This is a genomic window from Nitrospirota bacterium (assembly GCA_016178585.1).
Lineage (GTDB): Bacteria > Nitrospirota > Nitrospiria > JACQBW01 > JACQBW01 > JACOTA01.
In genome coordinates, this window is record JACOTA010000045.1 from 23405 (window position 1) to 45367 (window position 21963).

Here is a 21963-nt window from a genome sequence, read left to right on the forward strand (position 1 = left end):
CGTGGCAATCTTATCGTAAAGTCTTGAGATTGCTTCGCTTCGCTCGCAATGACAACTTTCTATCGCTGTTCTAGGATGATGAACGTCCCGAATTTTCTTACTCTCCTACGGATTTTACTTATTCCATTTTTCATTAATTGCCTGATTTATAAATATTATTCTCTGGCACTGGGGATCCTGTTTTTTGCTTTTGCGACAGATGGTCTGGACGGCCTGATTGCCCGCCTGGCGGACCAAAGGACGTTGCTCGGAACCTATCTGGATCCGATGGCGGATAAACTCCTGCTGACGGCTTCTTTTGTCACTTTGTCGGTTACGAAAATTGTTCCGGTCTGGGCCTCTGTGACCGTCGTAAGCCGGGATATCGTTCTTATTTTCGGAACGATATTAATGGATATGGTTCAAATGAAGGTTAACATCACGCCGACCCTGGCCGGAAAAAGTTCGACTGTTCTTCAATTCCTTTATCTTTGTTTGGTTTTACTTTTTGTGATTTTCAACAAGAATCTAAATTCCCTTTTTCCGCTGCTCGTTGTGACCCTGGCCCTGACGGTAGGTTCGGGACTCCAATACTTATATCGAGGCTTTTTAAAATGATCGTTAACGACGAAAAAAAATTATCTCAAAAAGGTTTGTTAATCAATTACGTGGAACCTGGCAGTATCGCCGAAGAGGTTGAAATCGAAACGGGAGATGAGCTTTTATCGATTAATGAAAAACCCCTGAGAGATGTCATTGACTATAAATTCTTTATCACCGAAGAAGAATTGAAAATTGAAGTGCGAAAAAAAGACGGTGAAATCTGGGAGATTGAGATTGAAAAAGAATATGACGAGGAACTCGGCCTTGATTTTATCCCTATGCGGATACGCCAGTGTCCTAATGAATGCGAGTTTTGTTTTGTCGATCAAATGCCGGGAGGGTTTCGCCAATCCCTTTACATCAGAGATGAGGACTACCGGTTTTCGTTTATGTATGGGAATTACATTACTTTAACGAATTTATCCAAAAGAGACAAAGAGAGGGTGTTCGAACAGAAACTCTCTCCTCTCTACATTTCCGTCCATACGACGGATGTTGAGCTAAGAAAAAAACTTTTAAAAAATGAACATGCTCCGCCTATCCTTTCCCAGATTGAAGAACTTACCGAACATGGAATTTGCCTGCACACCCAAATCGTGTTAACGCCAGGGTTTAATGATGGTCCGTATTTGGAGAAAAGCGTATTTGATTTGGCGAAATTTTATCCAAAAGTCATGTCTTTAGCCATTGTCCCGGTAGGATTGACCAGGCACAGGGAAAATCTTCCTGCCCTGGAAGTTTTCACGCCGGACTATGCGAGAGAGTCCATTCAGAAAATTCATCAATGGCAGGAGACATTTAAAAAAGACCTGGGATATCCGTTTCTCTATCCGGCCGATGAAATGTTTATTATTGGAAATATGCCGATTCCATCCCTTGAATATTATGAGGATTTCCCCCAGCTTGAAAATGGTGTGGGGATGGTTTCAGCATTTTTATCTGAATGGGATCTTTTTGTGGAAACATTACCCCGGAAATTAAAAAAGAAAACAAGCATTTCTCTTGTTACCGGGACCTCTTTTTACCCTTTTTTGAAAAAAGGTTTGGAGCAATTAAAGGTTCAAGGGCTGACCTTTCATTTATATCCCATTTTGAATGACTTTTTAGGACAGACCGTGACGATGACCGGTTTAATCGTCGGCCGGGATATTATTTCACAACTAAGCGGAAAAAATCTGGGAGATCACCTGTTGATACCGTCTGTTGCCCTAAACGAAGAAAGCCATTTGTTTTTAGACGAAACCCCTTTTGACGCGATAGAAAAAGAGCTGGGAGTTTCAACGGTGATGGTTGACTCAAACGCGAAGGGCCTTTCTCGTTTTATAGAAAGTCTGGCTTTATGACGGGAAAAACCCGGTGCGTGGCTATTATCGGCCATCCGGTCTCCCATTCGTTATCTCCCCAAATGCACCAGGCGGCTTTTGACGCGCTGGGGCTGGACTACTGTTACATTCCCTTTGATATTTTGCCAAAAGATTTAGAACAAGCCGTTTATTCCTTAACACTCCTGGGATTTCTTGGATTTAACGTAACGATTCCGCATAAGGAGAAGATGGTTTCCCTCGTGGACAAAATTTCTCCGGAAGCTTCCATCATAGGGGCAGTCAATACCGTTCGAATTCACAAAGGAAAATTATGGGGATTTAATACCGATGGCCCGGGGTTTGTTGAGTCTCTCAGGAAAAAATGGAGTTTTTCTCCAAAAAACAAGAGAATTGTTCTCCTTGGCGCGGGTGGTGCGGCCAAAGCGGTTGCGACACAGCTCTGTTTTGAGAAAGTAAAATCGATCGGGATTGTTAACCGAACCCCGTCCAAAAGATCAGTTCTGAAAAAACAACTCAACCAATACTTTCCGGAAATCGAGGTTGTAACCTTTTCTTATCATGAGCCGGATTTAAAGACTTTTATACAATGCTCCGACCTCTTAATCAATGCCACTTCTGTCGGCCTTCACGCCGGGGCTGCCTCGCCCGTTCCCCCTGATTTTTTTCACAGGAAACTCAAAGTCTACGATTTAATTTATAACCCTCGAATGACACCGTTTTTGGAAGAGGCAAAACAAAACGGGTGCCCGATTTTAAATGGCTCAAGCATGCTGGTTTTCCAGGGGGCTTTAGCCTTTAAAATCTGGACCGGAAAGATGCCTCCGGTATCCTTAATGGCAAAATCCATCCAGTAAAAATAACAACCATTCCTGATTTCAAACGGTCCTTCAATTTTTAAAAATCCTGACGTTTTGACGACTTGAAACTGGAAAAAATCCAATTTCGGGTGGTTTGACAAAAATGGGGTTCACGGATAAACTTCAGACGTAGCATAACCTGTGGTTTTTTTCTGTATTGTAGCAAAAACCCCGCGTTTAAAAGCCCTGTTTTGTTTGGAGTATTAATGAATGGTTCCTGAAAAGTTAGGTAAGTTACTCGTCCAGGCGAAGCTCCTCACCGAAGAAAATTTTCAGAAAGCGCTCGTTTCTCTTAAAAAAGACGGGGGAGTTTTCACGTCAATCCTGACGAAAATCGGGGCGATTGAGGAAATTAAACTTCTTCAATTTTTAAGTACCCAACTTCGTCTTCCCTATATAGACATTTTAAAAACAGAAATAGACGCCTCGGTGATTAAGCTGGTGCCATCCGAACTGGTGCAGAAATATAAGGTTATTCCGGTCAAGCGGTCAGGAGGCCTTCTTCATGTCGCTATGATCGATCCTTCCAATGTTTTTGCAGTCGACGATATAAAATTTATGACAGGGTACGACATTTCTCCGGTATTGGCTTCCGAAAGCGGGATTCTGACGGCGATGACCAAATATTACAATTCGTCTCAGCAAATTCAAACGATGCTTCAAAATATTGAAGATGAGAATGTCGACGTCCTTCATGATGATGAAGAAGAAGACGTCGATGTCGTCCAATTGAAAGCAGAGGTCGAAGACGCTCCAGTCGTCAAGCTGGTCAATATTATCCTTACGGAAGCTATCCGAAAGGGAGTTAGCGATATTCATATTGAAGCCTATGAAAAGAAATTTCGTGTTCGTTACCGGATGGACGGCTCCCTCAGTGAAGTGATGGCGCCCCCTTTGAAGTTCAAGGCAGCTTTGACCTCCAGGATTAAAATCATGGCAAACCTCGATATTTCTGAACGACGGCTTCCGCAGGACGGCAGAATAAAATTAAAACTTACCGATAAAGAGGTTGATCTCCGTGTTTCGATTCTTCCCTGTCTTTTTGGTGAAAAAATCGTGATGAGAATTTTAGACAAGTCGAGTTTAAATGTCGATCTGACCAAACTCGGTTTCGAGCCTAAAGCCATGGAAAATTTCATGAAAGCGGTTTCAAGCCCGTGGGGAATGGTTCTGGTCACCGGGCCCACCGGTTCTGGAAAAACGACCACGCTGTATTCTGCGATGAATTACATTAATACCGTTGATATTAATATTATGACGGCGGAGGATCCGGTTGAGTACAACCTGGAAGGCATCAACCAGGTTCAGATGAAAGAAAGTATCGGATTGAATTTTGCCGCCGCGTTGCGTTCCTTTTTAAGGCAGGATCCGGATGTGGTCATGGTCGGAGAAATCAGAGACTTTGAAACGGCCGAAATTGCCGTCAAAGCGGCTTTAACGGGACATCTTGTCCTTAGCACGCTACATACCAATGACGCTCCGGGTACTATTAATCGTTTGCTCAACATGGGCATCGAACCTTTCATGGTGGCTTCTTCCTGTGTTTTGATTCTGGCCCAGCGTTTGGTCAGAAGGATCTGCCTTCAGTGCAAGGAAGTTGAAAAAATCCCCCCGGAAACTCTGGTTTCCATGGGATTTTCAACCGAAGACGCGAATTCGATTGCCTGTTATAAAGGGAAAGGATGTGGCGCATGCAATAACACCGGGTATAAAGGAAGATTAGGGCTTTATGAAGTGCTTCCTATAGGGGATGAAATCCGTGGATTGATTCTGCAGGGAGCCAATGCGGATGAAATTAAAAAGAAAGCGATTTCCCTGGGAATGAAGACGTTGAGAGTGAGCGGACTCGAAAAAATCAAAGCCGGTTTAACAACCGTTGAAGATGTCGCGGAGTCTACCTTTACCGATTAGGAGAAATTAACTCATGGCAAATTTACAGCAACTTTTACAAGGTTTATTGGAAAAAAAGGGATCTGACCTGCATATTACAACCGGTACGCCTCCTCAGATGAGGATTGATGGATCGATGGTTGCGATGAACCATCCACCCCTTACGCAGGTTGATACCAAGCAGCTTATTTACAGTATTCTTACGGATTCTCAAAAACATACGTTTGAAGAAGAAAATGAATTGGATTTTTCGTTCGGTTTACAAGGGTTAAGCCGGTTCCGGGTTAATGTTTTTATGCAAAGGGGCTGCGTTGCGGCCGCCATTCGGGTGATTCCTTTTAAAATCGAAACCTTTGAAGAATTGGGATTGCCAAAAATTTTGAAAGACCTGAGTGAGAAACCGCGCGGACTCGTTTTGGTGACCGGGCAGACGGGAAGCGGCAAGTCTACGACTTTAGCGGCGATGATTGACAAAATTAACAGTGAAAACCATTTCCATATTATCACCATTGAAGACCCGATCGAATATATTCATGCTCATAAGAAAGCGGTGGTAAACCAACGAGAAGTAAAAATGGACACCAAGTCCTTTAAAACAGCTCTTAAATATATTTTAAGGCAGGACCCGGATGTTGTTTTAGTGGGGGAAATGCGCGACCTGGAGACGATCGAAGCCGCTTTGACCATTGCGGAAACGGGACACCTCACTTTAGGGACCCTTCATACGAATTCGTGTGCCCAGACCATGAACCGGATTATAGACGTTTTTCCTCCGGGTCAGCAACCCCAGGTGCGCGCTCAGCTTTCCTTTGTCCTGGAAGGGGTGGTTTCCCAACAATTGATTGAGAAACAGGGAGGGGGAAGATGTCTTGCTTTAGAAATCATGGTTCCAAATCCCGCTATCCGGAATTTAATCAGAGAAGACAAGCTTCATCAGATTTATTCGACGATGCAAACGGGTCAGGCGAAATATGGAATGCAGACCATGAACCAATCTCTCTATGAACTGGTGATGAGAAAATATATAACCAAAGAGACAGCCGTGCAACGGTCAAGCCTTCCCGATGAACTTTTAGCGATGTTTAATCGGGGGGGGATGACCTCTTCTTCAAATGGGCTGAGAGAAGGAAAGCTTACTAACGCTTAGAAAAGGTCAGGTCAGGAGTCGTTATGGCAACATTCGTATGGACAGGCAAAACAAGGCAGGGGGGGATCCAGAAAGGGGAGGTCGCAGCTGGAAATAAGGATGAGGTGATTTCTATCCTGAGAAAACAAAATATCTTGGTGACCTCTGTTAATCCTAAACCGGCGGGAATCACTCTTTCCTTTGGAGGAGGCGGAAGGGTCAAGGAAAAAGACATTGTGATTTTTACCCGGCAGTTTGCCACCATGATAGACGCGGGTTTGCCGCTTGTTCAATGCCTCGAAATTCTTTCCGCTCAAACCGAAAATAAAACACTGGCAAAAGCCCTGGTTCAGGTACGCCAGGATGTTGAGGGAGGGGCGACCTATGCCGATTCTTTAAGAAAACATCCGAAAGTATTCGATGATTTATATGTCAACATGGTGGCGGCCGGCGAAGCGGGGGGTATTTTGGATACCATTTTAAACCGTTTGGCAAAACATATCGAAAAGTCGATGAAACTAAAAAAACAGATCAAATCGGCAATGGTCTATCCGGGTGTGATCGTCAGCGTGGCCATTGGCGTTATCACGATTTTAATGGTGTGGGTAATACCGACTTTCGCGAAAATGTTCGTTGATTTTGGAGGAACCCTTCCCCTTCCGACGGTTATCGTCATCGGAGCCAGCGAATTCATGCAGCACAATATTATTTTTATTGTTATCGGGTTGATGGGGCTATCTTTTGCTTTTAAAAAATATTATAAAACCACGAACGGCAGAAGGCTTGTTGATTTGTATCTCCTCAAGCTTCCCGTGGTGGGAGATTTGATCCGAAAGGCCTCGGTGGCAAATTTTACCCGGACCTTGGGAACATTAATCAGCTCAGGGGTTCCCATTTTAGATGGTTTAGGCATCGTGGCAAAAACGTCGGGCAATAAGGTCGTTGAAGAAGCTTTGCTGTCGGTTAAACAGAGCATCAGTGAAGGGAAAACTATTGCGGAACCGCTAAAGAAGACCAATGTATTTCCTCAGATGGTTGTCCAAATGATTGGCGTGGGAGAGTCGACCGGGGCTCTGGATGCGATGTTGGAGAAAATTGCGGATTTTTATGACGATGAGGTCGATTCCGCCGTGACTGCCCTGACATCACTTCTTGAGCCGGCGCTAATGGTATTTTTGGGGGTCACGATTGGATTTATCGTCATCGCCATGTATCTGCCTATCTTTAAGATGGCTTCCGTTGTCGGTTAGCCCCGATCCCAATTTTCAATTCAATTGCAAGAGTTTTAAAACCCCATGATTGGTGTGAATGGCGTAATTGATGACTGTTGTTGACAATAAAGGTTCTACGCATCGGGTCAAGGAAGATTTTCGGGAGCGAATCAAATGGCTCATCATCCTTCGCGTGGCTTTGATGACCCTTCTTCTGGGAGGGTCTCTCCTTTTTCAGATTGGCGGCCAAAGCCGCCCCTCCTCATGGTTCATTCCCTCGATCTTGCTGGGAATCATTTATTTTTTATCCGTACTTTATGTTTTTTTACTGGGTCGGGTCAAAAACCTCGTTATTTTTTCCATCGGGCAGATGATCGTCGATGTGTTCATTGAAACCATTCTTGTGATGTTTACCGGTTCGGTTGAAAGTCCGTTTTCCTTCCTTTACATTATTTCCATCATTTCAGGGGCGCTCATATTAAACCGGTCGGGCGGAATATTTATTGCTTCACTCGCGTTTATTTGTTACGGGTCGGTCGTTGACCTGGAATATTATCAATGGGGATGGTTTGCTTATTTTACCCCGCCAAATATGACTGAAAAAGAGGCTTTTTATTCATTTTTCCTTTACCTTGTGATTTTCTTCACTGTGGCTATTGTAAGCGGAACACTTTCAGAAAAACTACACGACACCAGGAAAGCTCTCGATGACCGCGAAAAAGGATTGACGGTCTTCCGGGCGTTTCATGAAAATGTGGTAAGGAGTATGGGGAGCGGCCTTTTGACGTCTGATTTGGACGGGAATATCCTTTCTTTTAATGCTTCTGCCCAAAAAATTACCTGTTTTTTGAGTTCCGAAATTATTGGAAATAAGTGGTGGAACGTGTTCGGGTGGGAAAAGTCTCCTGTTTCTCTTTTTGAAAAAGGCGCGGAAGGGGAAAATATTCGTTTTGATAAAGAGGGTCATAAAAAAGACGGTAGCCGGTTATTGGTTGGGATGACGTTTTCACCCCTCAAAGATGATGAGGGGTTTAAAAAGGGGTACGTGGGAATTTTCCAGGATTTGACGAAAATTAAAGAGTTGGAAGAGGCGATGAAATTAAAAGAACGGCTCGCCCATCTGGGAGAAATGGCGGCGGGAATTGCTCATGAAATTCGAAATCCTTTGGCCTCTTTAAGCGGCTCAATGGAGATTTTAAGCCAAGAGCTCAACCTGAAAGATCATCAGAAAAAATTAATGCAGATTGCGTTAAATGAATCGGAGAGATTGAACCATTTGATCGCCGATTTTTTAAACTATACGCGTCCGAGACCGCTTCAGAAAAAAGAGACTTTTTTAAAATCCTTTCTTGAGGAGGAAATTTTTCTTTTCAAACATTCAGTAACCTTTCCGAAAGATATTCGGATTGACCTGGCGGTGGACCCTCTGATTAGCGTTGTCGATCTGGATCAGGATCAAATGAAGCAGGTCTTTTGGAATCTTTCTCTTAACGCTTGTGAAGCCATGAGTGACGGGGGAAGGTTAAAAATTTCCGCAAAAGGATGGCCTTCCAACGAAAAAAAAATGGAGGAATGGTTTTTGATATTCGAGGATAACGGCGTCGGAATCAGTCCTGACGCCATTGGGAAGATTTTTAATCCATTTTTCTCAACAAAAGACCATGGAACCGGGCTTGGGTTGTCGATCGTCCATCGAATTATTGAGGAACATGGCGGAAAAGTCCGCGTAAAAAGCGCTCCTGGAGTTGGGACTCGATTTACGCTGATCTTCCCGTTTAGGGAATTTGAAAGATTCCCCGCTTTGGATCAGAGGAAGGAGTCGGTCATTGGCTAAAATACTGATTGTCGATGATGAAAAGAGTATGCGGGAGTTTCTCCAAATCGTCCTGACCAAAGAGGGATATCATGTCGTTGCCGCTTCTGATGGGGAAGAGGCAATTGAATTGATTGGAAAAGATATTTTTGATTTGGTGATCAGTGATTTAAAAATGCCAAAAGCCAGCGGCCTTGACGTGTTAAAAGCAGTGAAGGAGGTCTCCCCGGATTCGATCGTTTTGATGATTACGGCCTTTGCAACCACCGAAACGGCCATCGAAGCGATGAAACAAGGGGCCTATAATTACCTTATTAAACCCTTTAAAATCGAGGAAGTAAAATTAATCATTAAAAATGCTTTGGAAAAGCAAACGCTTCGCAAGGAAAATAACAAGCTTCGTCAGGAGCTCAAAGAGCTGGTTTTTCCGCGGAATATCATAGGAAAAAGCGAGCCGCTTCTTAAAATACTCGAATTAGTCAGCAAGATTTCAGAAACCTCCAGTAATATTTTAATCACCGGAGAAAGCGGGACGGGGAAAGAATTAATCGCCCGCGCGATTCATGATCAATCTCCGAGGCGGAACAAGCCGTTTGTTACGGTCAATTGCAGCGCGCTCCCTGAAAATCTTCTCGAAAGCGAGCTGTTCGGGCATATGAAAGGAGCCTTCACAGGCGCCATATTGAACAAACAGGGGCTGTTTGAGATTGCTGACGAGGGGACTTTGTTTCTGGATGAAATCGGGGATACCTCTCTGACCATTCAGGTTAAATTATTAAGGGTGCTCCAGGAGCGGGAGTTTAGACGGGTTGGCGGATTAAAGGATATTAAAGTCGACGTTAGAATTGTCGCCGCGACGAACAAAAACCTTCTCCAGGCTGTGGCTGAAAACCGCTTCAGAGAGGACCTCTATTACCGTCTGGATGTTATTCCTGTTTTCCTTCCTCCGTTACGCGAACGGACAGGAGATGTTCCTTTGTTGGTCGATTATTTTCTAAAGAAGTTCGACAAGACCCTGAATAAAAATATTTCAGGAATAGAACCGGACGCGTTGCAGCTGTTAATGGAACAGGAGTGGAAGGGAAATGTAAGAGAACTTGAAAATATAATGGAACGCGTCATCTCGCTTTCCTCCAATCCAAAAATCACAAAGGAAGATGTTTTATCATGTGTCCGGTCTCTTCCGTTAAAGGATTCCATTAAAATCCGGGAAATTCCCAATGGCGGTTTTGATCTTGAAGAATACATCAATGAAATCGAAAAAGACCTTTTGATTAAAGCGCTTGAAAAAACCCATTGGGTGAAAACCGAGGCCGCGAAACTTCTTCACTTGAATTTTCGCTCGTTTAGATATCGTCTTTTGAAATATCAAATCGAGAAAAACCTTTCTTAATTCCCTTTTCTTTCTAAAACCATTCCCTCATGGCTTTGAACAAAACCAAACTTCTCATAAAAGTCTGGCTGTTTTGTATTTAACCAGAAACGATCGACTGTTTTCAAAAGAGGATGAAATATGATTTTTTCAATCATCATCGAGCCGACACCCTGCTTTTGATAATCCGGAAGGACAATGACATCCCATAACGTCGCACGAAAAACTTTATCGGATAAAACTCGGGCAAAGCCTACCAGAAGATCTCTATCCCAGGCGCTGATGACCAGGGTAGAGTTTGAAAGGGCTTTCTTAATCTCTTTCAGGTTGCGGTCTTTGGCCCAGGGTGCGTACTGATAAAGTTCCTTGACCAGCGTAAGATCAATTGTTTTGGTTTCTTTAAGCGTAATGTTCATGCCTGCATTATATAGAAATATTTTGAATTTGAACAGGGGGAGACGGAAAGGAGGCGTTTAGGAAGCCAGTTTCGCGTCCACGGTGATTTTTATGTTGCTTAAAAGACGAGAAATCGGACAGCCCGTTTTTGCGTTTCCGACCGCAGTCTCAAATTTCGCCTTATCCGCGCCGGGGATATTGGCAACCAGGTCGAGATGAACGGCTGTAACGGTAAAACCGGCATCAAGTTTTTCCATGCTCAAAGTGGCGGTTGTGTTAATACTATTGGCGGTCATCCCAGCGTTTCCTAATTGCCCGGAAAGAGCCATAGAAAAACAGGAGGCATGCGCTGCCGCAATGAGTTCTTCCGGATTAGTTCCTGCTCCGTTTTCAAAACGGGTGCCAAAGGAATATTGGGTGTTTTTTAGAACGCCGCTGTCGGTTGAAATGGCGCCTTTTCCTTCTTTAAGCGTTCCCTGCCAAATGGCAGAAGCTTTACGTTTTATTGACATCGTATCCTCCCTTTTAATGATTTTTTACAGGTTAGTTTTATTTTTACCCAATTTAAACCTAAGTTGATACTTAATATTGATGACGTAGGTTAACATAACACCCTGCTCCTTGACTACAAAAAAATGGGGCTGTTAAGCCGCGCCGAGAACCCTGGACGCCTTTGAAACATCAGGAGGCTTTACCCAGAGGATTGCGCCAAACCGTCTTTCACCGGCACAAAGGGCATCAATCGCCGTGATGTTAATGTTTGCCTCGGCAAGGCGAGTCACAATGTCTGCAACCGCTCCCACGTGATCATCTCCCTGAACTAAAAAACCGGTTTTTTTTGCGCCGGTTTTTAATCCAGCTTTTCTCGCCGCCTTTTTAAAAACCATCGTATCTTCAGGAATAAAATCCAACTGGGCCCGACGACCTTTCGGGAATCCGCTGAAGGCAAGTAAATTGACTCCCCCTTTTTTTAAAGCCCCCAGGATTCTAGCGGCCTCTCCAGCTTTATTAGCGGCTTCCATTTTAAAATAATCGACTTTTCTTATTTTTTCAGGCATTTTCCCCTCCTTTAAATTTGACCGGCGTTCTGCGTGGTTATTTAAACTTTATTGTTCAAGAATTTATCAAAAATGGTATCACAACCGGGGTTGCGGAAAAAGAGGTTTAAGTTATGGTAAGATTAAGCCAAAATGATTGATCCTAATTTATTCTTTTTTTTATTTTTATAATATAAGATGTCATTATTACGAAAAACAAACCAGCCGGGTGACTGGATCGAAGTGGATGGCACTTACGGCGAAGTGAAATTCATCGGCGCCCGGGCCATGCACCTTGTGACGCCGGACGATACCGAAGTGATCATTCCGCACTCCCGGTTCTGGTCCGCCAGCATTTTCAACGCCAGTAGCGGCAGTCGAAGCCTCCTTTGCGTGGCAGATTTCTATCTTCACCCCCACCATGACGGCTTCGCGGCACGGCAGCGGTTGACGGAGATTGCGGAATCCAGTTCGTACCGCAAACCGGAAACGCCGGTTACGGTGATTGTCCTGGAAAAGCCCTGGGGCACACACTACCGCTTGAAGACCTACGTAAAAGAGAGCCGGGAACAGTTCCTTTTGATAACAGACCTGACGATCCGGAGTAAAGAGGCGCTTCTGGGCATGAATATACGATTTGCACAGGCCCCTTACGCAGAACTCGGAAAAAGCTGATTTTCATAGAGTTTATTTTCGTTACAGGTTTATCTCCTCTTAACCCTGCCCTAGCAACTTTGCCGAAGAAATTGTTACGGATTCCTTACACCAGATTATTAAAAAGTGGCTATTTATCGTGTATACTTAGTAGAGTTAAAGGCTATTCAAAGGGAATAATCATCAAATTTACAGTAAAGGAAATTCCAGATGAGTTTAAAGCTTCCCGGCATGCTAACCCAAAATGAGTTGGCCCAGAAAGTGCGTAAGGGTGAAATTGAGACAGTGATGCTGTTGTTTACTGATCACTATGGTCGCTTCATGGGAAAGCGATTGGATGCAGACTTTTTCCTTGAAGACGCGGCAAAGCAGGGAACCCACGCATGTGATTATCTTCTGACGGTTGACATGGAAAATGAACCGGTGCCAGGTTATCGTTTTGCTAATTGGGAAAAAGGGTATGGTGATTTTCATATGGTTCCTGATTTTTCAACGTTGCGTACGGCCAGTTGGTTGGAAAAAACGGCTATTCTCATCTGCGATTTGAAAAACGAAAAAAATCATAGATTGGTAACAGAAGCTCCCCGTTCTATTTTAAAACACCAACTTGAACGGGCTGCCGGTATGGGGTATACCGTTATGGCTGCGTCGGAATTAGAATATTACATTTTTCAAAATTCCTATCGGGATGCAGCCGCCAAACATTACCAGGGCCTTGAGCCGGCAGGCTGGTATCTGGAAGACTATCATGCCTTGCAAGGAACCCGCGAGGAAGCTTTTAATGGCGCGGTGCGCCGTCATTTAAAGCGTTCCGGCGTGCCTGTTGAAAATTCGAAGGGTGAGTGGGGATTAGGACAACACGAGCTTAATGTGCGTTACGCGGATATTCTCGTGATGGCTGATCGCCATGCGATTTACAAACAGTGTCTGAAGGAAGTGGCAGACCAGATGGGAATCAGTGTGACTTTCATGGCCAAATATGCGACTGCGCAAGCGGGTTCCAGCTCTCACATCCACTTGAGCTTGTGGAAGAAAAATCATAACGTGTTTCCCGGGAGAGCCAAATTAGGACCGGTATCCTGCTCCGATGTTTTTCGCTGGTTTCTCGGGGGCTGGATTGCCCATGTGCCGGACTTAATGGTTTTCTATGCTCCCACTGTGAATTCCTATAAACGGTATCAAAGCGGTTCCTGGGCGCCTACCCGTCTTGCATGGAGTTATGATAACCGAACGGCGGGCTTTCGTGTCGTGGGAAAGGATGAGAGTCTGCGAATGGAATGCCGGATCCCTGGCGCTGACTGTAATCCTTACCTGGCCTATGCGGCGGCCCTGGCTTCCGGTCTGGATGGCATTGAACATAAAATTGAACCTCCTTCAATATTCGAGGGAGATATTTATGCCGCGGAGAATTTGCCCCGGGTGCCTCATACGCTTCGGGATGCGGCAGATCTTTTCGCAAATAGCTTGTTTGCCAAAAAAGCTCTGGGGAAAGAGGTCGTGGAGCATTATCTCCACTTTTACCGGACGGAACAGGAAGCCTATGATAAGGCCGTTACCGACTGGGAGCGGCGGAGATATTTTGAGAGAATTTAGGAAGAATGAGGGAGGAGCTTCTATGCGTTTAAAAAATAAAGTGGCTCTCATTACCGGAGGAGGGAATGGGATTGGGCGGGAATCGTCTGTCCTCTTTGCGAATGCGGGGGCCTGTATCGTTGTGGTGGATAGGGATGATAGCGCCGGGAATCAAACTGTCAAGATGATCGAAGCGGAAGGCGGAAAAGCGATTTATGTCCATGCCGATGTATCTCATAAAGCGGATTGCGAAAATATGGTGGCAGTGGCCGAGAAGGTCTACGGTCGATTAAATATCCTCTTCAATAATGCGGGGATCATGCATGGCCAGGATGACGATGCCATGAAAACTGAGGAAGATGTGTGGGATTTAACGATGGCAATAAACCTCAAAAGCGTTTTCCTGGGTTGCAAATACGGTATTCCAGCTCTACGCCGGGCGGGAGGCGGCTCGATTATCAATACAGCCTCCTTCGTAGCGCTATTAGGAGCCGCCACACCCCAGGTGGCTTACACGGCCAGTAAGGGGGGAGTTCTGGCCATCAGCCGTGAATTGGCTGTCATCCATGCCAGGGAGAAAATTCGGGTCAACGCTCTCTGCCCGGGGCCTCTACGAACAGAACTGTTGATGAAATTCCTTAATACAGAGGAGAAAAAAAAGAGGCGCCTGGTTCATATCCCGATGGGACGTTTTGGAGAAGCTAAAGAAATAGCAAAAGCCGCCCTTTTCCTTGCTTCTGACGATTCATCTTATGTCACGGGAACAACTTTTATGGTGGATGGGGGGATAACTGCCGCCTACGTCACCCCCGAATAAACTTGAGGAGATCCTATGGCTCTGCCGCCGCTCAAAGTCATCAATCCTTACGATCAGGAGGTTGTCTGTGAACTTTCCTGGGATGAGGGAAATCTATTGAATAAAAAAATAGCCGATGCGCGGCATGCCTATGAAATATGGCGTCATGTTCCGATTGATGAACGGATACGTATCATCAGACAAGGTTTGGAACGTTTCAGAAGCAACGCCGGGAAGATTGCTAAAGATATTACTGTTCAGATGGGAAAACCGTTGCAACAGGCAAGAAGGGAAGTGGAGACTTTCTTTGAACGGGCCGAGTACATGATTTCGATTGCCAGGGAGTCTCTTGCTCCGGATATCCTTCCTTCGATCGAGGGATTTCATCGTCGTATTGAACACGCTCCGTTAGGGATTGTTTTGAATATTGCGGCCTGGAATTATCCTCTACTGATCCCTGTTAACGTGGTCATACCCGCTCTTTTGGCCGGCAATACAGTTCTTCTTAAGCACAGCGCTAAAACTCCTCTCTGCGGGCAATACTTTGAAAGTGCCTTTGGAAAGCTTGAGCCGTCCAATCTGGTCACTCATCTTGTCCTGACTCATGAACAAACTTCACGTCTCCTCGAAGATAACAGGATCAATTACGTGGCCTTTACCGGGTCGGTTCCCGGCGGAAGTCATATTTATCGCCAGGCAGCAAAGCGTTTTCTCGATGTGGGGCTTGAGTTGGGTGGAAAAGATCCCGCTTATGTGGCTGAGGATGCGGATATTGATTTTTCGGTCGAGAATATCGTAGATGGCGCCTGCTACAATGCCGGACAATCCTGCTGCGCTGTGGAGCGTGTTTACGTTCATCACAAACTTTATAACGAGTTTCTTTCAAAGGCAAAAACGGTTCTCGAAAGTTACCGGCTCGGGGATCCTCTTGATGACCAGACCACAATGGGGCCGTTAGCAAGCCGCTCTGCCCTGGAGATATTGGAACGCCAGATAAAGGATGGAATAAGCCGGGGAGGGCGGTTGCTCTTAGGCGGTAAACGCCTTGAGGGAGTAAAAGGCAACTTTTTTCTGCCTGCTCTGCTGGCCGATGTTCCCAACGATGCTGAAGCCATGCAAGAGGAAAGCTTTGGCCCGCTGGTTCCTGTAATGGCAGCGGCAAACGACGAGGAGGCTCTTTCTTGTATGGCGGATTCCCGGTATGGCCTTACTGCTTCTGTCTGGACAAGCAGCCGGGAGCGGGCTGAACGCTTTGCGCGCGACCTGGAGGCGGGGACGATCTACCAAAATCGCTGTGATTATCTCGATCCTGCTCTTCCATGGACAGGAATGCGGGATAGCGGTATGGGTTCAACCCTTTCCCGCTATGGATTTTACCACCTGACAAAACGGAAGAGCGTTCATTTTAAAAGAAGAACGTAAAAAAACAAAGAAACTCAGCCCGAACTTTAGCGTGCGCTTATCTCGGAGTTTTTTTCAGACGGTTTGGGAGAATTTAGGTTTTTCTATTGTGGATCGCTTCAGATAAAAATCAAATACCATCGCAATATTCCTGAGAAAAATCTGTCCGGTTTCGGTTACCCGGATCTTCTGCGGAGTGATCTCCGTCAGACCATCTTCTTCCAGTTTTTTTAATTCCGGAAGAGCATCGGAGAAATAACCGTCAAAGTCAATAGGCCATTTTTTTGAGAAGGAATCTTTGTCCAGCATCAGGTCGCACATGATCTGCATAATGGCTTCCCGGCGGATTTTGTCGTCAAGGGTCACACGGAGGCCCCGTTCTGTTGCCAGTTTCCCCTGGCTGATCCGTTCATTGTAGGCGTCGAGAGTTTTCAGGTTCTGGGCATAAACCTCTTCGGTCTGGCTGATTCCAGAAACGCCAAAACCGAATACGTCGCATTCTTTATGGGTGGTATAGCCCTGGAAAGTCCTCCAGAGAGTTTTATTCTGGCGGGCTTTAAACAGTTCGTCTCCGATCCTTGCAAAATGGTCAAGGCCGATATCGGCGTAGCCGGCGGCAGACAGCTTTTCATGAATCAGGATCTGCAATTCAATACGGGCGGAAAAAGGGGGGAGATCGGCCGTCTGGATCAGCTTCTGATGTTTAATCTTTTCCGGCAGATGGGCATAATTAAAGACCGCGAGCCGGTCCGGGGAGATGTCAATGATTTTATCCAGAGTCTTCGAAAAACTGGCGGCGGTTTGATGGGGCAAGCCTGCCATTAAGTCGATGTTGATGCTGTTGAAACCGGCTTTTCTCATCCAGCTGTAGACCTGTCGGACCAGACTTTCCGGTTGAATCCGGTTTACGCTCTTTTGTACCCGGTCATCCAGGTCCTGAACTCCCAGACTCAGACGGTTAAAACCGCTCTCTTTAAGAGCGATGATATGGTCCTCTGTAAGCTCGCGCGGGTCAACTTCACAGCCGATTTCCGCATCAGGCGCAATCGTAAAACGTCTGCCGATATGTTGAGAAAGGCGGCGGATATCGTCAGGTCTGAGATAGGTCGGGGTTCCTCCCCCCCAATGAATCTGCCGAACGATCCTTCCGGACGAAATCAAATCCGCCGTCAGGTCTATTTCTTTCATCAGCAGATGGAGATACGACTCTGCTCTGGAGTAATTCCGGGTTGCCACCATATGACAGCCGCAGTAATAACAGAGGGTATCGCAAAAGGGAATATGAAAATAGAGCGACAGACCCCGCTCTTTGTTCTGGTTTGTCTCCAGCTCTTCGCGCCATGTTTTTTCATTGAAACGTTTCGAAAAATAGGGGGCGGCCGGATAAGAGGTATATCGGGGACCGGGGAGGCTGTATTTTTCAAGTAACCGGTGAATTGTTTTCATGGAGATTAAAGGATCATTTTAAAAAAATCAGTCTTGTTTGAATTACCCAAGACCAGCGATAGACTTGGCACCCACTTATTAATCATGTCATTGCGAGCACCGAAGGGTGCGTGGCAATCTTATCGTAAAGTCTTGAGATTGCTTCACTTTGTTCGCAATGACAGCTTTCTAACTCTGTTCTTGGGAATTATCTCATATTACAGCCATTCATAGGAACAAAATTTTTGCACGCCGCATTTTGCGCTTCTTTGGCATATCGAAGGGTTTCGATGCGCTCTGGTCGTCCTTAAGGAGATTCCACGATTGTTCGGAATAAGGAATGAACAGGCTTATCACATGATCAGCAGGGAAGGGATCAACCAGAATAAAAGAATGGGGGGCCTATTTTAGGCCCCCCATGAATTGCAGATCATTTATTTTCAGTCAGAATTTTTACTGAACCAGTTTTCCTTCCGAATATTTAACGATGGTGATATTTGGTATTGTTCCCATCGCGGGATCGACAAGAGTCGGGACTGTCGTCAAATCCGCGCTATCCGCTGTCGCGATACTCAGCGTTCCAGTATAGGCTAAAAACGCCTTTACGGTTCCTGGCCTGGGGAAACTGGTTATGGTTAACCGGAAAGCCCGGATGGGAAGAAACCCCGCAACCGGTGAAGCGATCAAGATCCCGGCAAAGAGAGTCTTAAAGTTCCGGATCGGAAAAGCCTGTAAAGATTCTGTTTTAGGAAAGAAATAATGAATTTTAGCCCGGTCTTTTCTTAAGAACCATTTTATGACAAAATTCCAATTGTGGCGACAGTGTCGCGACAATAGAAGAGAAAAGAGATAAATATTACCGCATCGAGGTTCCAGGGGGCACCGAATTTCAGATCATTTTTTTGAAGGTTCTTTTAATCCCAGAAGATTCAAAAACTTTGCTACCGAAAGAACGGAAATATCATATTTTGAAAGGTATGCGGAGACATCCTTGTCGAACTTGATATCATCATCCCTTGTGACAAGGTATCCGGCTTTTCCTTTGACAGCGGTCTCTATGATGAGGTCATCGTCTTTGTCTCGGCAGATGTCAATATCTCCGGAAAGAAGGACATGTTCCGAGCGTTCTTCTATCAGTATCAGGAGTTCCTGAACGTTATGTTCACTAACGCCATACCGCGACTTTATCCTCGGGCGGCTCAAGACATCGCTGATTTCTTTAATAATAGGTTCGGATACCACAGCATGGAAGGCCCCTTCCTCAAAAGCTTTTCTTAATCTGGCGGGGAAACCAAAGGGGTTAAGTAATGCGGATACCCAGATATTCGTGTCAATGACAGCCCTAACAGGCACGCTTCTTTTCCCTGACCTCTTTTATGGCCTGGGTGATATCGGATTCTATCTCATTTGGGGAGTATTTTGAGGCTTTTTTATGAATTTTTGCTATAATCCGGTTAAACCGCTTCTGCCATTCATCATGGGCAAGTATCTTTATTTCAACTTTTTCATGCTCTTTAATCTGCACATCCTGGAGAGGTTTAAAAACCCCGTCTTCAAATATGGCTGTAATAACATGGGACATGGTATTTCACCTCGCTTTTGCGATCGTAAATCGATGATAAAGTAAAGCTCAATAAAAAAATAACATAGCGAGATATTAAAGTCAAACCTCTTGAATAACCCAAGACCAGCGATAGACTTCGCACCCACTTATTAATCATGTCATTGCGAGCACCGAAGGGTGCGTGGCAATCTTATCGTAAAGTCTTGAGATTGCTTCACTTTGTTCGCAATGACAGCTTTCTAACTCTGTTCTTGTTCCTCTGCGCGGAATGAGGTCTCCATTACTCCAGCAAAACATGGCCGGCTCAATGCAAAGCATGGTGCAGGAGCCCATCGATGTTGCAACTTGGTCTAGGAAAACTGGTTATGGTTAACCGGAAAGCCCGGATGGGAAGAAACCCCGCAACCGGTGAAGCGATCAAGATCCCCGCAAAGAGGTAGATTTCTGCAATCAATACTTAGGAATCGTAATTTTTTACCCGATTTGCTTTAAAAGCTCCCGGAGCTAAGAGACCCTAGATCGTGGAATCAAAAATCATCGAAACTCTAAACCGAATCGAAAGGGAGCAAAACATCCGTGTTCTCTATGCGGTCGAATCGGGAAGCCGTGCTTGGGGCTTTGCCTCGACCGACTCGGACTGGGATGTTAGATTCATCTACCTCCACCGTCCCGAATGGTATCTTTCTGTCCAACATCGGCGTTATGTTTTGGAGTACCCATTGGTGGATGGGCTGGATATCAGTGGTTGGGACCTTCATAAGACGTTGGGCTTGTTCATGAAGTCCAATCCACCACTTCTGGAGTGGCTGAGGTCTCCGATCGTTTACAAGGAAGCGTATTCGACCGCACAACAGCTTCGGGATTTATCACTTCAGTACTTTTCCCCTCGCTCTTGCATTTACCACTATTTACACATGGCGGAAGGAAACTATCGGGAATACCTTCATGGTGAGGAAGTCCGAGTTAAGAAATATTTTTATGTGTTGCGGCCTCTTTTGGCATGCCGCTGGATTGAGGCGCATAAGAATATGCCTCCTATGGAGTTTGCAAAATTGATTGGAGATCAATTGCCCCAAAGCCTTCAAACGGTTGTGGGTGACCTGCTTAACCGAAAGCGCTCCGGTGAAGAACTTGATAAGGGACCCCGAATAAGAGAAATCAATGAATTTGTAGGAGGGGAAATTGAGCGGCTAAATCAACTGCCAATTGGAACGCCTTCGAACGAAATGCCAGACTGGGAGGTACTCGACGAGGTATTCCGGGGGTCTTTGTCTGACGCATGGGGAAAATAGTCGGATAAGAGGACTGGAATGGCAATTTTCAGATCTCTATCTTTAAATTGCAATGTATTTGTCCCTTGCAAAAAAAATGATAAATTCCGATAATTAAATAAACAAGATGAAACTGCCAAACTCTGAATTTGCTGAATTCGACATAAGGAAGCTAAACGAATATCTTTTGTCTGCAACTCATCCAATTGGAAGATCAAAATCGGTATTTTTCAGTGAAATAGGCTGTAATAAAAATAACACAGAGGCCCTTAAACAGGTATTGCTAAATATAGCTAAGAATGGAATGGTTCTTGAAAAGAGTGAGACCGCTCACGGCACTAAATACATCATTGATGGATTAATTTCGTCGCCAAAAGGAAATAAAAAGGCGCTGAGAACGGTGTGGATTATAGATAAAGGCCACGATCACCCTCGTTTTGTAACAGCGTATCCGGCATGAGAAATAGTAAGGAGAAAAATATGATTCAAGAGCTTGAAATGGTAGTTCTCACACATGATATTCCAGAACATGGCCTTCAGCAAGGAGATATCGGAGCCGTTGTCCATCTTTATTCAGATAAAAAAGGATTTGAAGTGGAATTTGTAACGGCCGAAGGAAAAACTGTGGCTGTTTTGACCTTAAATGAAACTGACGTGCGCTCCTTAAATCGGGGAGAGATACTCCATGTCAGGAATCTAGCCGCCGCCTGAAAAGAAAAAGAAGTTTTTTGACTAGCACCTGCTTCCAGAAGTCCACAGGTTTGGCATCTCACATTTCACCCAACCTTACATCGGCATACCTCAATCCGGCTGCGTTTGACCGTTTCCAATCTGTAAGATAACCTTAATGTTATAAAACGCCAAAAGTCCGAAATCACAAGTGAGCGAATGTCAGGAGGGAGGTCGCCGGTCATGAAATATGTCATTTTTTCTGTAATACTGTTCCCAGCCATAGTTTTTGCAGCAGACTTCCAAAATATTTCAGATAAGGATTCTAATTTAAAGTCGGGTTTAGTCTACGGGAAGGACCACTCCTTTTTTATTGATAATCCGGAGGGATGGATTCTAGATAATACACAAGGAAAAGAATTTGGTCTGTTGGCTGTATTATATCCAAAAGGATCTTCATTTAAGTCTGCAGAATCCGTAATGTATGAAAATATTGCAACCAAATCACCTGAAAGAGGAAATAATATTGAAGAAATTATGAGGTTAGACAAACTAAAATTTCAAAAAGGTAAACCAGAGATGCGTGTTTCAGTTGGGAATGATATTGTCACTCAAGATAAAAAAAATGCAAAGGTACTCATTTTTTCTGGAGATAATCTGGGAATTCAAACAAATGAAGCTGTTGCTTATATTGATGAGACAAAAATAGTAGTCCTATTAGTATTAAGTTCACAATCTGAAATGTCTTTTAAAAAGGCGTATCCAGATTTTCAAAAACTCGTATCTTCATATGGTTTCTTCACGGATCAAGTTCAGTTTTCAAAGGAAAATAAGAATTCAAAACCAATCAAATAACTTTCATTTTATGGCTCCTCAGCAGAATTTGTGGGTTGTTTCCGGTTCTGGCAGATTACCAAGTGTATGATATAAGGCGATTTGTAGGTTTTCTACCGACCGAAAACCGTATGCTTTTCTCATGGTCAGTTTCGCCTTGAGGTTAAA

At 44.8% G+C, this 21963-nt stretch carries 25 protein-coding genes and 1 pseudogene; 18 read left to right on the plus strand and 8 right to left on the minus strand.

The annotated features are described in order from the left end of the window. Positions 1 to 75: 75 nt before the first annotated feature. The 8 genes from HYR79_08330 (at position 76) to HYR79_08365 (ending at position 10197) form a co-directional block, all read left to right on the plus strand. A complete protein-coding gene (locus HYR79_08330; protein ID MBI1821702.1) occupies positions 76 to 597 on the plus strand; it encodes a CDP-alcohol phosphatidyltransferase family protein in 522 nt (173 codons plus the stop codon). Next, positions 594 to 1925, plus strand: coding sequence for a DUF512 domain-containing protein (locus tag HYR79_08335; protein MBI1821703.1), 1332 nt, complete (start codon positions 594 to 596; stop codon positions 1923 to 1925). Before HYR79_08330 ends, HYR79_08335 begins: the two co-directional genes overlap by 4 nt. Next, positions 1922 to 2761 carry a shikimate dehydrogenase gene (aroE, locus tag HYR79_08340; protein MBI1821704.1) on the plus strand — a complete coding sequence of 280 codons (840 nt, stop codon included), beginning with the start codon at positions 1922 to 1924 and terminating at the stop codon, positions 2759 to 2761. The genes HYR79_08335 and aroE overlap by 4 nt, the downstream gene beginning before the upstream one ends. Positions 2762 to 2974: 213 nt before the next feature. Beyond that, complete coding sequence (gene pilB, locus HYR79_08345) at positions 2975 to 4675, plus strand: type IV-A pilus assembly ATPase PilB (protein ID MBI1821705.1); 1701 nt, start codon at positions 2975 to 2977, stop codon at positions 4673 to 4675. Between the two features lie 13 nt (positions 4676 to 4688). Next, positions 4689 to 5801, plus strand: coding sequence for a type IV pilus twitching motility protein PilT (locus tag HYR79_08350; GenBank protein ID MBI1821706.1), 1113 nt, complete (start codon positions 4689 to 4691; stop codon positions 5799 to 5801). 23 nt (positions 5802 to 5824) lie between these two features. Then, positions 5825 to 7030 (plus strand): type II secretion system F family protein, encoded by a 1206-nt coding sequence (locus tag HYR79_08355; protein ID MBI1821707.1) that lies wholly within the window; start codon positions 5825 to 5827, stop codon positions 7028 to 7030. A gap of 70 nt (positions 7031 to 7100) precedes the next feature. Next, complete coding sequence (locus tag HYR79_08360; GenBank protein MBI1821708.1) at positions 7101 to 8825, plus strand: PAS domain S-box protein; 1725 nt, start codon at positions 7101 to 7103, stop codon at positions 8823 to 8825. Beyond that, entirely contained in the window at positions 8818 to 10197 is a 1380-nt protein-coding gene (locus HYR79_08365; protein MBI1821709.1) for a sigma-54-dependent Fis family transcriptional regulator, read from the plus strand. Before HYR79_08360 ends, HYR79_08365 begins: the two co-directional genes overlap by 8 nt. Here the strand turns inward: HYR79_08365 and HYR79_08370 are convergent. The 3 genes from HYR79_08370 to HYR79_08380 all read right to left on the minus strand — a co-directional run bounded on the left by HYR79_08370 (position 10194) and on the right by HYR79_08380 (position 11630). Next, positions 10194 to 10592, minus strand: a complete 399-nt coding sequence (locus tag HYR79_08370) for a GNAT family N-acetyltransferase (GenBank protein MBI1821710.1) — start codon at positions 10590 to 10592, stop codon at positions 10194 to 10196. The genes HYR79_08365 and HYR79_08370 overlap by 4 nt on opposite strands. Before the next feature lie 57 nt (positions 10593 to 10649). Next, positions 10650 to 11084, minus strand: a complete 435-nt coding sequence (locus tag HYR79_08375) for an OsmC family protein (protein MBI1821711.1) — start codon at positions 11082 to 11084, stop codon at positions 10650 to 10652. A 132-nt stretch (positions 11085 to 11216) separates the two neighbouring features. After that, complete coding sequence (locus HYR79_08380) at positions 11217 to 11630, minus strand: hypothetical protein (protein MBI1821712.1); 414 nt, start codon at positions 11628 to 11630, stop codon at positions 11217 to 11219. A 177-nt stretch (positions 11631 to 11807) separates the two neighbouring features. On the opposite strand from HYR79_08380, the gene HYR79_08385 reads away from it, so the two are divergent. The 4 genes from HYR79_08385 (at position 11808) to HYR79_08400 (ending at position 16053) form a co-directional block, all read left to right on the plus strand. Further along, on the plus strand, positions 11808 to 12284 hold the full coding sequence (locus HYR79_08385) for a mechanosensitive ion channel family protein (GenBank protein MBI1821713.1): 477 nt from the start codon (positions 11808 to 11810) through the stop codon (positions 12282 to 12284). A gap of 189 nt (positions 12285 to 12473) precedes the next feature. Beyond that, positions 12474 to 13856, plus strand: coding sequence for a glutamine synthetase (locus HYR79_08390; GenBank protein MBI1821714.1), 1383 nt, complete (start codon positions 12474 to 12476; stop codon positions 13854 to 13856). A gap of 22 nt (positions 13857 to 13878) precedes the next feature. Beyond that, complete coding sequence (locus HYR79_08395) at positions 13879 to 14652, plus strand: glucose 1-dehydrogenase (GenBank protein ID MBI1821715.1); 774 nt, start codon at positions 13879 to 13881, stop codon at positions 14650 to 14652. 15 nt (positions 14653 to 14667) lie between these two features. Continuing rightward, positions 14668 to 16053, plus strand: coding sequence for an aldehyde dehydrogenase family protein (locus tag HYR79_08400; protein MBI1821716.1), 1386 nt, complete (start codon positions 14668 to 14670; stop codon positions 16051 to 16053). A 54-nt stretch (positions 16054 to 16107) separates the two neighbouring features. Here HYR79_08400 and hemN read toward each other — a convergent pair whose 3' ends face one another. Both hemN and HYR79_08410 read right to left on the minus strand, forming a co-directional pair. Further along, positions 16108 to 17478 carry an oxygen-independent coproporphyrinogen III oxidase gene (gene hemN, locus HYR79_08405; GenBank protein ID MBI1821717.1) on the minus strand — a complete coding sequence of 457 codons (1371 nt, stop codon included), beginning with the start codon at positions 17476 to 17478 and terminating at the stop codon, positions 16108 to 16110. A 432-nt stretch (positions 17479 to 17910) separates the two neighbouring features. Further along, complete coding sequence (locus HYR79_08410) at positions 17911 to 18144, minus strand: hypothetical protein (protein ID MBI1821718.1); 234 nt, start codon at positions 18142 to 18144, stop codon at positions 17911 to 17913. Here HYR79_08410 and HYR79_08415 point away from each other — a divergent pair. Next, the gene (locus HYR79_08415; protein ID MBI1821719.1) at positions 18089 to 18217 is read left to right on the plus strand and encodes an HU family DNA-binding protein; all 129 of its coding nucleotides are present in this window, start codon (positions 18089 to 18091) and stop codon (positions 18215 to 18217) included. The two genes, HYR79_08410 and HYR79_08415, sit on opposite strands and share 56 nt — an antisense overlap. Positions 18218 to 18351: 134 nt before the next feature. On the opposite strand, the gene HYR79_08420 is transcribed toward HYR79_08415, so the two are convergent. Both HYR79_08420 and HYR79_08425 read right to left on the minus strand, forming a co-directional pair. Beyond that, the gene (locus tag HYR79_08420; protein MBI1821720.1) at positions 18352 to 18810 is read right to left on the minus strand and encodes a putative toxin-antitoxin system toxin component, PIN family; all 459 of its coding nucleotides are present in this window, start codon (positions 18808 to 18810) and stop codon (positions 18352 to 18354) included. Beyond that, entirely contained in the window at positions 18800 to 19039 is a 240-nt protein-coding gene (locus HYR79_08425) for an antitoxin family protein (protein MBI1821721.1), read from the minus strand. Before HYR79_08425 ends, HYR79_08420 begins: the two co-directional genes overlap by 11 nt. Before the next feature lie 329 nt (positions 19040 to 19368). Between HYR79_08425 and HYR79_08430 the strand changes: the two are divergent. From HYR79_08430 to HYR79_08450, 5 genes and pseudogenes are all read left to right on the plus strand, one after another. Continuing rightward, positions 19369 to 19461, plus strand: a pseudogene (locus tag HYR79_08430) (HU family DNA-binding protein). An 81-nt stretch (positions 19462 to 19542) separates the two neighbouring features. Beyond that, the gene (locus tag HYR79_08435) at positions 19543 to 20313 is read left to right on the plus strand and encodes a nucleotidyltransferase domain-containing protein (protein ID MBI1821722.1); all 771 of its coding nucleotides are present in this window, start codon (positions 19543 to 19545) and stop codon (positions 20311 to 20313) included. A 106-nt stretch (positions 20314 to 20419) separates the two neighbouring features. Continuing rightward, positions 20420 to 20752: a hypothetical protein gene (locus HYR79_08440; protein ID MBI1821723.1), complete on the plus strand. Its 333-nt coding sequence runs from the start codon at positions 20420 to 20422 to the stop codon at positions 20750 to 20752. A gap of 20 nt (positions 20753 to 20772) precedes the next feature. Continuing rightward, the gene (locus HYR79_08445) at positions 20773 to 21003 is read left to right on the plus strand and encodes a DUF4926 domain-containing protein (protein ID MBI1821724.1); all 231 of its coding nucleotides are present in this window, start codon (positions 20773 to 20775) and stop codon (positions 21001 to 21003) included. Positions 21004 to 21204: 201 nt separating this feature from the next. Continuing rightward, positions 21205 to 21816 carry a hypothetical protein gene (locus HYR79_08450; protein MBI1821725.1) on the plus strand — a complete coding sequence of 204 codons (612 nt, stop codon included), beginning with the start codon at positions 21205 to 21207 and terminating at the stop codon, positions 21814 to 21816. Between the two features lie 18 nt (positions 21817 to 21834). Here the strand turns inward: HYR79_08450 and HYR79_08455 are convergent. Then, on the minus strand, positions 21835 to 21963 hold a 129-nt coding region (locus tag HYR79_08455), incomplete at its 5' end, for an ISL3 family transposase (GenBank protein ID MBI1821726.1).